Origin of the sequence: Indibacter alkaliphilus LW1 (assembly GCF_000295935.2) — a bacterium.
GTDB lineage: Bacteria > Bacteroidota > Bacteroidia > Cytophagales > Cyclobacteriaceae > Indibacter > Indibacter alkaliphilus.
Genome location: NZ_ALWO02000032.1, coordinates 94,006 through 106,509, shown reverse-complemented (window position 1 = coordinate 106,509; position 12,504 = coordinate 94,006). Strand labels below are relative to the sequence as shown.

Annotated in this window: 11 protein-coding genes; 5 read left to right on the top strand and 6 right to left on the bottom strand. The window is 39.3% G+C overall.

The features are described 5' to 3' along the window. On the top strand, nucleotides 1-1,248 hold the full coding sequence (locus A33Q_RS09565; protein WP_009034352.1) for an MFS transporter: 1,248 nt from the start codon (nucleotides 1-3) through the stop codon (nucleotides 1,246-1,248). A 49-nt stretch (nucleotides 1,249-1,297) separates the two neighbouring features. On the opposite strand, the gene asnS is transcribed toward A33Q_RS09565, so the two are convergent. Then, entirely contained in the window at nucleotides 1,298-2,749 is a 1,452-nt protein-coding gene (asnS, locus tag A33Q_RS09560) for an asparagine--tRNA ligase (RefSeq protein WP_040490308.1), read from the bottom strand. 192 nt (nucleotides 2,750-2,941) lie between these two features. On the opposite strand from asnS, the gene rpoN reads away from it, so the two are divergent. Both rpoN and A33Q_RS09550 read left to right on the top strand, forming a co-directional pair. After that, nucleotides 2,942-4,399, top strand: coding sequence for an RNA polymerase factor sigma-54 (gene rpoN, locus A33Q_RS09555; protein WP_040490299.1), 1,458 nt, complete (start codon nucleotides 2,942-2,944; stop codon nucleotides 4,397-4,399). Beyond that, nucleotides 4,400-5,017, top strand: coding sequence for a phosphatase PAP2 family protein (locus A33Q_RS09550; RefSeq protein WP_009034350.1), 618 nt, complete (start codon nucleotides 4,400-4,402; stop codon nucleotides 5,015-5,017). A 95-nt stretch (nucleotides 5,018-5,112) separates the two neighbouring features. Here A33Q_RS09550 and A33Q_RS09545 read toward each other — a convergent pair whose 3' ends face one another. Continuing rightward, nucleotides 5,113-6,282: a baeRF7 domain-containing protein gene (locus tag A33Q_RS09545; protein ID WP_009034349.1), complete on the bottom strand. Its 1,170-nt coding sequence runs from the start codon at nucleotides 6,280-6,282 to the stop codon at nucleotides 5,113-5,115. Between the two features lie 126 nt (nucleotides 6,283-6,408). Between A33Q_RS09545 and A33Q_RS09540 the strand changes: the two genes are divergently transcribed. Further along, the gene (locus A33Q_RS09540; protein WP_009034348.1) at nucleotides 6,409-6,717 is read left to right on the top strand and encodes an HPF/RaiA family ribosome-associated protein; all 309 of its coding nucleotides are present in this window, start codon (nucleotides 6,409-6,411) and stop codon (nucleotides 6,715-6,717) included. A gap of 32 nt (nucleotides 6,718-6,749) precedes the next feature. On the opposite strand, the gene A33Q_RS09535 is transcribed toward A33Q_RS09540, so the two are convergent. Genes A33Q_RS09535 through rnr form a run of 3 tightly spaced genes read right to left on the bottom strand, consistent with a single transcriptional unit; the run spans nucleotide 6,750 to nucleotide 10,543 of the window. Then, complete coding sequence (locus A33Q_RS09535) at nucleotides 6,750-7,379, bottom strand: rhomboid family intramembrane serine protease (protein WP_009034347.1); 630 nt, start codon at nucleotides 7,377-7,379, stop codon at nucleotides 6,750-6,752. Between the two features lie 10 nt (nucleotides 7,380-7,389). Beyond that, nucleotides 7,390-8,376: a polyprenyl synthetase family protein gene (locus A33Q_RS09530; protein ID WP_009034346.1), complete on the bottom strand. Its 987-nt coding sequence runs from the start codon at nucleotides 8,374-8,376 to the stop codon at nucleotides 7,390-7,392. Beyond that, entirely contained in the window at nucleotides 8,351-10,543 is a 2,193-nt protein-coding gene (gene rnr / locus A33Q_RS09525; protein ID WP_009034345.1) for a ribonuclease R, read from the bottom strand. The genes A33Q_RS09530 and rnr overlap by 26 nt, the downstream gene beginning before the upstream one ends. A gap of 156 nt (nucleotides 10,544-10,699) precedes the next feature. Between rnr and A33Q_RS09520 the strand changes: the two genes are divergently transcribed. After that, nucleotides 10,700-11,191, top strand: coding sequence for a hypothetical protein (locus tag A33Q_RS09520; protein WP_009034344.1), 492 nt, complete (start codon nucleotides 10,700-10,702; stop codon nucleotides 11,189-11,191). A 4-nt stretch (nucleotides 11,192-11,195) separates the two neighbouring features. Here A33Q_RS09520 and A33Q_RS09515 read toward each other — a convergent pair whose 3' ends face one another. Beyond that, complete coding sequence (locus tag A33Q_RS09515; RefSeq protein WP_009034343.1) at nucleotides 11,196-12,356, bottom strand: ATP-binding protein; 1,161 nt, start codon at nucleotides 12,354-12,356, stop codon at nucleotides 11,196-11,198. Nucleotides 12,357-12,504: the final 148 nt, after the last annotated feature.

The following is a 12,504-nucleotide window of genomic DNA, read 5'->3' as shown; positions in this document are numbered from 1 at the left end:
ATGAATAAAGAAAAACTACTGCTATGGACTTTGGCAGCCATCAATTTCACTCATATTGTGGATTTTATGATTTTGATGCCCTTAGGTCCACAGTTGATGCGGATTTTTGAAATCAGTCCCAGAGAGTTTGGTCTATTGGTTTCCTCATATACTTTCAGTGCAGGATTAAGCAGCTTTTTGGGAGCATTTGTACTTGACAAGTATGACAGAAGGAAAATTATGCTTTGGGTATTTACAGGCTTCCTTTTGGGTACTTTGGCCTGTGCGCTTTCACCAAATTATCCGATCCTGTTGATTTCAAGAATCCTTTCTGGTGTTTTTGGTGGGTTGACTTCTGCTTTGGTACTTTCGATTATTGGTGATGTCATTCCAGACGCCAGAAGAGGGCGGGCCATGGGCTTGGTCATGGCAGCATTTTCCGTGGCTTCTGTATTCGGGGTGCCATTTGGTTTGTTTATAGCCAGCATTTCCAACTGGCACGCACCTTTTTTCTTTTTGGCAGCTTTGTCATTAATAATCCTTTGGATGATTTACAAATTTATTCCAAGCATTACAGCGCACTTAGTAGAGAAAAAATTGAAACCAAGTCCCATTCAAGTGGTAAAAAGAGTAACGGGTAATCCAAATCAGATGAGAGCGATTACTTTGACCATTATGATGATGTTGGGTCAATTTACCATCATTCCTTTTTTGAGTCCTTACATGGTGGCGAATGTAGGTTTTACGGATCTTGAATTGACATACATATATATGGCAGGGGGATTGTTTACAATATTTACCTCTCCTTGGGTAGGTAGGCTTACGGACAAATATGGAAAGGTAAAAGTTTTTACTGTCTTTATGTCTTTGAATATTGTTCCAATTGCAGTAATCACCCAATTAGGTGCAACTCCAATACCTTATGTCCTGCTCATCACCACGATGTTTTTTGTGACATCAAATGGCAGAATGGTTCCTGCTGCAGCCTTGATAACAGGGACTGCTAAGGCTGAGAATAGGGGGAGTTTTTTGAGTTTCAATTCAGCAGTACAGCAATTTGGTGCTGGAGTAGCATCTTTTTTTGCAGGCTTGGTTTTGACTGAGGGGGCTGGCGGTGAGTTGCAGAATTTTGATATTATCGGCTATATTGCCATAGTATTCAGTTTGATTTGTATTCCTTTGATCAGAAGGATAAAGGTGGTGGATTTGGAAGATAAGCCCACATTGGATGAAAAAATTAAGCCTGTTCTGAATAAGCAGGGAGTATAAAAAAGAGGCTGCCAAAAAATGACAGCCTCTTTTTTTCAAACGCTTTCCTCTAAAACTCAGCATTTCCAGGAGTTCGCGGAAAAGCAATCACATCACGGATATTGCCCATTCCGGTGACGAAAAGAACAAGTCTTTCGAAGCCCAAACCAAAGCCTGCATGTGGAGTACTTCCGAATTTCCTTGTGTCCAAGTACCACCACATTTCCTCAGTCGGTATGTCCATTTCTTCCATTCTTTGGGTTAGCTTATCCAGCCTTTCTTCTCTCTGCGACCCTCCTACAATTTCACCAATTCCAGGGAAAAGGATATCCATGGCAGCTACAGTTTTCCCATCATCATTTTGGCGCATATAAAAGGCTTTTATTTCCTTGGGATAATCCGTCAAAATAACCGGTTTTTTAAAGTGCTTTTCTACCAAATATCGTTCATGTTCGGATTGCAGATCAGCTCCCCAGCTTTCAATGAGGTATTGAAACTTCTTTTTCTTATTGGGATTAGAATTTCTGAGGATATCAATAGCTTCGGTATAGCTTAATCTTTCAAATTTATTGTCTACCACAAACTTCAGCCTATCCAATAAACCCATTTCGGCTCGTTGGTCTGCTTTCTTGGTGCTTTCTTCATCCTCAGCTCTTTTATTCAAAAACTCCAAATCATCCATGCAGTTTTCCAAAGCATAATTGATGACATACTTAAGGAAATCTTCAGCTAGATCCTGATTGTCTTCAGCATCGTAAAAAGCCATTTCCGGTTCAATCATCCAGAATTCAGCAAGATGTCGCGTGGTATTGGAGTTTTCAGCACGGAAAGTGGGTCCAAATGTATAAATATCAGCTAACCCCATAGCCGCCAGTTCTCCCTCAAGTTGACCTGATACTGTAAGATTGGTCTCTCTTTCGAAGAAATCTTGTTTGAAGTCAATGTTGCCTTTTTCATCCAAAGGAGGATTTTTGAGATCAAAGGTGGTTACTTTGAATGTTTCTCCTGCACCCTCGGCATCTGAAGCGGTAATGATCGGGGTATGTATATAGAAAAAGCCTTTGTCATTGAAATACTTGTGTACAGCATAAGCTAAAGCATGTCTTACTCTGAAGACAGCACCAAAAGTATTGGTTCTTACACGTAGGTGCGCAATTTCTCTAAGAAACTCCAAGGAATGCTTTTTAGGTTGAAGCGGGTATTTTTCAGGGTCAGCTTCACCCAGGATCTCTATGCCTGATGCCAGAAGTTCTGCTTGCTGCCCAGCCCCTTGTGATGCTACTACCTTTCCTCTAACCTTGATGCAAGCCCCTGTATTGCATTTTTTCAGTATCTCATCATCAATCTGATTTGGATCAGCTACCACTTGAAAATTTTTGATGGTAGAGCCGTCATTCAGGGCAATAAAAGAAACATTTTTGTTACTTCTCTTTGTTCTAACCCATCCCATCGCGCTGACTTCTTTGTTCAAGAAATCCTCTGTCAAGAGATTTTTTATTTTTACTCTTTTGTTAAAAGCCATATCAAATTGATAATGTTGGTGAAATATATAATTGCCTTTCAAAAAAGGACCTTTCGAAGGGATTGCAAAAAAACGATATAATAAGCTTTTTATCAATAAATAGTTCTAATTTCCTAAATTTGGAGACTTGAGATAGGAATTATTGAATTGAAAAATCAGTAATTTGAACTTCTTTTCTAATATCAGACATCTATGCAGAAATTAAATTTAAGCCAGGTTTTATCACAAAAGCTCTCACCGCAGCAGATCCAATTTATCAAATTGCTGCAAGTGCCTACTGCTGAGCTTGATGCTCGGGTAGAAGAGGAATTGGAAATTAATCCTGCGCTTGAAGAGGGGAGAGACGAAGAAAAAAAGGAGTCTGAAGATGAGAATTTTGAGGATAATTTCGAGGAGGAGCAAAGTTTCGACGAAAAAGACCTCAATATCGACGACTACCTCAACGATGACTATGGGGGATATAAAATGCAAGGTGATGGAAATTATTCCCCAGACGAGGAAGATCGGGAAATACCAATTTCCAGTGGGTCTTCATTGCATGAGCAATTGATTTCCCAACTTGGATTTTTGAAACTTGATGAAAGACAGAGAAATATAGGAAAGCAGTTGATTGGCAGTATTGAAAATGATGGCTATATCCGAAGAGATGTAGAAGCCATTATCAATGACCTTGCATTTTCCCAGAATATTGAAACTGATGCAGATGAAGTAGAGGAAATTCTTAGAAGAATTCAGGATTTTGATCCTGCGGGAATTGCCGCCCGGACTTTACAAGAGTGTCTTCTGATCCAATTGGAAAGAAAAGAACACCCTGATGATCCCACCACATGCAATTCTATCAAAATTGTCAATGATTGCTTTGAAGAGTTTACCAAAAAGCATTACTCTAAAATTCAGAAAAAACTTGAGATAGATGACGAGCAGCTCAAAGACGCTGTGAATATGATCATTAAACTCAATCCTAAGCCAGGAGGAACTTCTGATGGCTTGGTCAAAACGCAATACATCATCCCTGACTTTATCCTTACCAATGTGGATGGGAAATTTGATATTTCTTTAAACTCTAAGAATGCTCCTGAGTTAAGAGTTAGTCGTTCTTACTCAGAAATGTTTGATGCTTATGATAAAAGTGACAAGAAGGATAAAAAACTAAAAGAAACAGTCACCTTTGTCAAGCAGAAACTTGATGCTGCCAAGTGGTTTATTGATGCTATCAAGCAAAGGCAACAGACTTTGCTAAAAACCATGCATGCAATCTTGGATTACCAGACGGAGTTTTTCTACGAAGGCGATGAGACAAAATTAAAGCCTATGATCCTCAAAGATATTGCTGAAAAAATTGAAATGGATATTTCGACAGTATCCCGAGTAGCCAATAGTAAGTCCATTCAGACTGAATTCGGTATTTTTCCTTTGAAATACTTTTTCTCTGAAGGGATAGCGACTGACTCAGGCGAAGATGTCTCTAATAAGGAAGTCAAATCAGTTCTGCAGCAGATGGTGGACAATGAAAATAAAAAGAAACCTCTTTCTGACGATAAACTGGTGAAACTGCTCAATGACAAAGGCTATAATATAGCTAGAAGAACAGTAGCCAAATACCGAGAACAATTGCAGATTCCTGTGGCAAGATTAAGAAAAGAGCTTTAAGTGTACAGAGTATTCGCATTGTCAATTACTTACCTATTTCAGCCTTTGCTGATGCCCACATTTGTGGTTGCTTTTTTATTATTTAAGGCTGATGAGGTACCCAGATTCAGTTTTACCACAAATCTGCTCTTGGTGTTTATGGTATTTCTGACAACCTTCATTATTCCTTCTTTAAGTTTATTGACCATGAAACTCACCAAAAATATTCCTTCTCTTCAGATGAGAAAAAAGGAGGAGCGTCTTTTGCCTTTTGGAATGGTCAGTGCCTTTTTTCTATTGGCTACATATCTTTTTTCTACCAAGCAAGAACTGGATCCTACAATCATTCTGGCTCTTTTCCTCATTACTGCCTGTATTATTATTTTGACAGGGATTACATTTTTTTGGAAAATCAGTGCCCACATGACAGGTGCAGCAGGTCTGATGGGTTTTATTCTATACGGTCTGATCAATAATTCACAAGGTCAGCTTTTGCCTCTTTTTTTAATTTCCATGATACTGGTTGGAGCAGTAGGGTCTTCACGACTCTACCTGAACGCACATACGCCGGGTGAAATTTTGGGAGGATTTATTTTAGGGTTTTCGGTTTGCTACACCGGAATGTGGTTTTGGCTTTGAGAGGTTGAGGAATTGTTTTCCCCAAATCAGGGAATACAGTGCGCAAAAAAAAGGCAGGAAATCCTGCCTCAATTCATAAGCGACTCAATATCGATTTACAAAGGATACCTGAGAATTGCAGCTACTTGTGCATTTTCCGGCATTTGTTCTTCATCAGTAAGATAGACTTTTCCTTTGAATTCAACCACTTTTGCTGCAGCTTCATCTATCAGGCAATGTTGTTCGCTTTCTTGCTGCTCTGATACATTGATTTGATGTTTTTCTGTATCATAGGATCCGAAAAGATGTTTGTGGTTTCTGTTAATCAGTAATGTGTCTACACCTCCTGTCAATGCGGCTTTGATCACCTTGAGCTTGTCATTGCTTACAGCCAAGCCTTCAGCTGCTTTTTGTGAGAAACTCTCTTTTCTTTTTAGGCGCTCACTTTCGAATAGAGGAGCTGCTAGTTCCCAGGATTTTTGGTGGAGTGTCATCATGTCTTTTTCTTCAAAAGCTCCACTCACATGCCCCTCCATCAAATGATTGTATTTAGAAGCCTCTTTGAAAATCGGGACCAAATAATCAACTCCTGCTAAAACCAAGGGAAGCGGGTTATTATTAAGCTTAGGCTCAAGCATATTGGTCATCCTGTGGAAGTAATTGAGGATAGTTACTTTTTTCTCTTCATCAGATCCGCCTGCATGACCATGATACATTGCGCCTGCATTGCCCTTGCCGCCCTGACCATGGAGTTGTTTTTGGTTTTCATCTTCCTCCTCTTCAGCAGTGAATGAAACAGCCACTTCTTCAGGATCTAAGAGTATTTCCTGTACAGTATTACGGGTTGCTTCATACAACCTGATCTGATCAAGATTGAGTAAGAGTATGTAATAGTGACCATCGTCTGAAAGTGCCGGAAGCATGGGGAGCAGCATGGGTTTGCTGCCTATAAAATGCTGACTGTCTTTGATGTCAATTGGAAGTTTGTACATGTTGAGTCCTTCATGACTTATAAAGCAAGCAAGCATGTCGGAATTATGCTGCCAGAATTTGTGATTATCAAGGAGGTCATTTGCCGGAGCTAAAAAGTCGCTGATTTCCTTGTCCTCCATTTTATAATTCTCAGCCAGGGATTTTTCTATTTCTTTAAGCTGATTTTTGAAATGTGTCTGATCTTTCTTGTAGCCATCTGAACTTCTTCTTGAGGTAGGGCTGTATATACTCACTATCGGATTACCTGTTTTTTGGGCGTGTTCGATAAAATCATTTCTATTAAAAATTTCCATATCGTATTAATTTGAGGTTAAACATTTATTTTTGTCCACGATCGAAACGACTTTCCTTAAGAATCGTGTTATCTTAATATAATCAAAAATGCCGCCAAGGTCAATTAATAATCAAAATCCACTTTTATGAATTACACAGAAAATTATAGAGGAATCAAGATTGATGTACAATCAGTGAATCTAGATATCAGCGAAGCTGTACAGGCCGAGATAAGGGGTTCAATTGATAAATTATCCAGATTTACAAATGTTATCAATGCGGTAGATATTTATTTCAAAAATGAAGGTCAGGGAGCCAGTGCCAATAGGATAGTGGGTATGCGAGTAGGGATTCCCGGACCTGATGTTTTTTCTGAAGAAAAGGGTGATAACTGGATCTCATTATTGAAAGCAGTTACAGATAAAAACGTAAGACAACTTCAGAAAGGGAAGTAAATTAAATTTCTCTTAGAGTTTAAAGCTTCAGGTCAAAAAAGCCTGAAGCTTTTTATTTGGTCTATAAAATCGAATGCACTCTGCGGAGATAAAATCAATATGAATGCAATGCCAAATAATGCTCCGTATAAATGCGCATCATGATTGATGCCGTCGTCCCCTTTTTTGGCTTTGAAAACTGAGTAAAGTAAAAACATAATACCCAATGCAAACCCTGGTAAGCAAACAATTCCAAATAGACAGATATCTGAAAGGGGCATCAGGATAATGCTTGCAAAAACCGTTGCCGCCACTCCTCCTGAGGCACCCAAAGCTCGATAATAGCTATTGTTATGGTGTTTTAGGTAAGTTGGAATATCTGCGATCACAATTGCTGAAATATAAAAGAAAATGTATGTAACGATTCCCAAGCCGAATCCTAGTCTGTAGGTAAGGAACATTTCAATCACTCTTCCAAAGAAAAAGAATGTAAACATGTTGAACAGCAAATGCATGCTGTCTTTATGAATAAAGCCTGAGAGAATAAACCTGTCCCATTGCCCTCTGTTTTTAATGGCATAAGGGGTAAACATCCACCTTTCCATGATTGTAGGGTTTTTCCAAGCATAGTAAGAGGTGAGGACAGTAATAGCAATGAGTATTACCGTAGCTGATAGTTCCATAAGTGAGAGCTTACTTTTCTCTGTTGATTAGATCTTGGGTAATTTGCAGAAGGGCTTGGTATGCGTCTTTATGAGGGACATCAATTGAGTCTAATTGAGCAAGTCCTTTATCAAAATATTCCTGCATTTTCTTTTCTGTAAGAGCCTTGATTCCCAATTCGTCATAAATTTTCCTGACTGCCTTTACTTTTTCCTCTTTGTCGAATTCTTTTTGCTCTAGCCAATGCTCCAGAGTAGATTTTGATTCATCCTTTGCAAGCTCCGCAGCTTTTATCAAGAGGAAAGTTTTTTTATTGGCAATGATATCGCCTCCTACTTGCTTCCCAAATTTTGCTTTGTCTGCGTAGACATCAAGCAAATCATCTTTTAACTGAAAACCGATTCCAACATTGACACCAAACTCATAAAGTTTGTTAGAGTCCTTTTCAGATGCGCCGGCCATAATGGCCCCAAATTGAAGGGCAAAACCCAAAAGTACGGCAGTTTTTTGACGAATCATGTCCAAATAGGCAGCTTCTCCAACAATGTCCATGGTTTCAAAATTCATGTCATGCTGCTGTCCCTCGCAAACTTCGGCTGCTGTCTGATTGAACAACATGATACACTTGGGTAAAATGGTATGATCAACTTCCAATAACATATCGTATGCTCTTACCAGCATCACATCACCTGAAAGAATTGCTGTGTTGTCATTCCACTTTTCGTGAACGGTCGGTTTTCCTCTTCTCAGAGGAGCCACATCCATTATGTCATCATGCATCAGGGTGAAATTATGGAACACCTCAACAGCAGCTGCAGGAATAAGTGCCTTTTCATAATTCTCTTTGTAAAGACTGTAAGCTAGCAGTGTGAGCAATGGGCGGATTCTTTTTCCGCCCAAACTCATGATGTAAGCAATAGGTTCGTAAAGTTCTTTGGGTGATTCCCCGTAGGTGTACCCCTGTATATGGGATTCCAGGTCTTGTAAAATTTTATTTACGCTTGTCTTTTGATTCATTATCAGCAAATTCCAGGTCTATGGTTCTTCTGTCTATGTCTGTGTTCACTACACGGACTATCACTTTTTCACCCAAAGTGATCATTTTTTTATTTCTTGTCCCAATGAGACGCATATTTTTTTCATCAAACTCATAATAATCATCCTTCATGTCTGTCACACGTACCATACCTTCGCATTTGGTTTCGGTGATTTCTACAAAAACTCCCCATTCTGTAACTCCAGTAACGATACCTTCATAGTCTTTGTCCTCCGCTAGCGCCATGAATTCTACCTGTTTGTATTTGATGGAGGCTCTCTCCGAGTCTGCAGCCCTTTTTTCCCTTTCAGAGGAATGCAAACATTTTTCCTCCCATGGATCTGCTTCAGGAGATTTTCCTCCCTCTAAGTAATGTTGCAATAGCCTATGCACCATCATATCGGGATATCTTCGAATAGGAGATGTGAAATGAGTGTAATGCTTAAATGCCAGCCCAAAATGCCCTTTTGGCTCAGTGGTGTATTTGGCTTTGGCCATACTTCTGATGGCAAGCTGTTCCAGAACATTTTGTTCGGGCTTCCCGGCGATTTCATCCATGAGCTTATTCAGAGCTTTTGATATTCTCACTCCTTCCCCTATTTCTATTTCATGTCCAAATTTTTTGGCAAAGTTGGAAAACGTCTCCAGTCTTTCGCTGTCTGGATGGTCATGAATTCTATATACAAATGTATCAGCTCCTTTGTTTTTGTTGAAAATAAATTCTGCTACTGTTCTATTTGCCAAGAGCATGAATTCTTCAATCAATTTGTGGATGTCTTTTCGCTCTTTGATCATCAGTCCGAGAGGAGTACCCTTTTCATCCAATTTAAATTTGACTTCGACGGTTTCGAAATTTACAGCTCCCTTATCAAATCTCCTTTTGCGGATTTTCTTTGCAAGGTTGTTAAGTAAGGTTAATTCTGAATAGAAGTCGCCCTCTTGCTTGTCGATGCATTCTTGGGCTTCCTCATAAGCAAACCGCCTATCCGAGTGGGTTACTGTGCGTCCTATCCAATGATTGAGAACGTCAGCATTTTCATCCATTTCAAAAACACAGGAGAAAGTCAATTTATCTTCATTTGGCCTCAGCGAACAAAGACCATTACTCAAGCGCTCAGGAAGCATGGGAATTGTCCTGTCTACCAGATAAACAGAAGTAGCCCTATGGTAGGCTTCTTTTTCCAGCATGGTTTTGGGCTTGACAAAATGGGTGACATCGGCTATGTGTACTCCGATTTCCAAATTGCCGTTTTCCAGTCTTCTGTATGAAATGGCATCATCAAAATCCTTGGCATCTGAAGGGTCTATTGTAAAGGTAGGTATATCCCTCATGTCCCTTCTTTTGCTGATTTCTTGTTCGGGAATAGCTTCAGGGATTTCATTGGCTTCTTCTTCTACTTCTTTAGGGTATCCGAAAGGAAGTCCAAATTCTGCCATGATGGAGTGGATCTCTACTTCATGCTCTCCAGCTTTGCCGAGCACTCTTGTAATCTTTCCGGTTGGGTTTTTATCACCATCTCTCCATTCGGTCATCTTGACCACGACTTTCTGATTGTGTTCAGCGCCTCCAAGATCCCCTTTATGTACAAAAATATCTTGGTGCATTTTTTTGAAATCGGGCACCACAAAAGCGAAGCGCGGAGAAATCTCTACTCTTCCTACAAACTCATCCCTGTCGCGCTCTACAACTTCAAGTACCTTACCTTCCAGTCTTCCACTGCGTCCCTTGGATGGATAGACCATTATCCTTACTCTGTCTCCGTCCAGTGCGTTTTTCATATCAGCTGCTTTCACCTGAATATCTTCCTCCAGATTATGCTTGGCATCTGGAACGACATAGGCAAACCGTGGATTGACATAATCTACCTCTCCTTCAATAAATTCAGGGTCTTTGACAGATGAAAAGTAATTGCGGGGACTTTTGGAGATATTGCCCGCAGCAGCTAGTTTGTGCAAAACCGTATCTACTGTGCCTTTGGTCAGACTATCCCTGATTTCCAGTTTTTTGATGATTTGTTTGGCGTTGAATTCCTCTCCAAAATGATTGTCCAAAAAATTCAGGATTTTTCGAGTCAGTTGGGCTGAGTCAGTTATTTTTCCGCCTTTCTTTTTGCCCTGCGGGCTATTTTTATTTGATTTTCTTCCCATAAAAGTTTATTTCCAATTATTTAATTTCAGGCCATTGATATGTTTGAACTGGGCCTGTTTGTTTGTGATTAAAGTTACTAAAATCATTTGGGTTTCGAGGAAAATTTTTAACTTAGAGTTTAATTAAAGAGTGGTAGGTTATTAACCTCTAAAAAGATGGACTCGAATATCAGCATTTTTTTATTCTTCACCTGCTTTGCTTTTCAGATAAATGGGTTTTCTCAGAATTTTCAGGGTATTTATCAGAGCATAGACTTGGAGAACCCATTGGTTTTATCTGTTTCTGAGCAGGGTGAATTGCTAATGGGTAAACTTTACCGATCCGATTTAAGTTCCAAGGAGTTCGTCGGCAGGAAAAGTAAAAATGGATTTACAGGTGTTTTTGAGGTGGAAGGGGAAGCAGAAGAAGTCCATGGAGTACTTACCAAAAAATCACTGACCTTGACTTTGAAAGCTTCAGATTTTTTAGAAGCATCGCAAATGATGGCTTGGAAAATAGTAGGAAACAATATTCATATTTTTCCTTCACAATCAATTCCTGGTGCACCAAACTTTGTTCAAATTTCAAATGTTGATTTCGAGGATGGCAAAATGATTCTCAAAAACACCGAGTTTGGATGGATTGAGGTATACGAGAGGAAAGATTGAATTTTTATAATTCAACCCTCCTCCATGACACCAAATTTCCAGCACTTCTTTTTTGAGTTGTTTCTCCTCCATAAACCAATGACTTGTTTAGGTTTTGTATTTGGGAGATTTCTTCAAACTTGGCAAGTCCATCAAACATTTGGGTTTTTATAGTCTGGGAGGCTTTGAATTCTATGATATCAATTTTGTCGCCTTTGTCGACCAATAGGTCAATTTCATTCCCAGCAGCATCCCGCCAAAACCATAGATCTTGAGGATTGTTTTGATGGTGCATTTGTTTCACATACTCTGCAATCATCATGTTTTTGAATAAAGCACCTTTGATAGGATTTGTCAGTATACTTTCCGTTTTGCTGATTTTGAGCAAGTGACATAATAAACCTGTATCGTAGAAGTAAAGCTTAGGTGTTTTGACAATCCTTTTATTGAAATTTTTGTGATAGGGGTATAGTTGAAATGTAATGAAACTTTGTTCCAAAGCGGAAAGCCAGGCTTTAGCAGTAGGTTGACTGATGCCGCATTCATTAGCCAAGGCATTCAGGTTCAATAGTTGTCCTGCTCTAGTAGCGCAAAGGGCAAGGAAGTTTTGGAAAATCCTCAAATCCCGAATAGCAACAAGTTCACCGATGTCCCGGTTTATGTATGTTTCGATGTAATTGGAGTAAAAGACCTTTGAAGGGATATCCCGGTCATAAATGGCCGGGTAATATCCTTTGATCAGTGAATTCAAATAGTTCTTTCCCAATAATCCGGCATTGTTCAATTCCTTAAAATCAAAAGGGAACAACTTGAAAATCGCAACCCTTCCGGCTAAACTTTGGGTGATGCTGTGCATCAGGTGAAAGTTTTGCGAACCTGAAAGGAGATAAATTCCCATTTCCCCTCTTCTATCATCAACGATATTTTGGATGTAAGAAAACAGTTCGGGAACACGCTGAACTTCATCAAAAATTACATTTGTATGGAATTCTTTCAAAAAGCCATTAGGATCTGACTCAGCGAAGTTTCTGTTATCAGGATTTTCTAGGCTGACATACCTGTAGTCCGGGAATAAATTTTTGAGCAGGGTAGTCTTTCCGGATTGTCTTGGGCCTGTCAGTGCCAGAATTGGGTACTTGGGGCTAATCCTTTTTATCGCTGACACTATGTCTCTCGAAACCAGCATGTTTTTATTTCAAAGGTAAGTTGAATTTTGAAATTTCACAATGTTAACTTTGAAATAACAAGATATGAATTTTGAAATAACACGAGTTGAATTTTGAATTGACATGTGGTAGTTTAGTTTGAAAGCTAAAGAAAAGAAGGTAAAATAC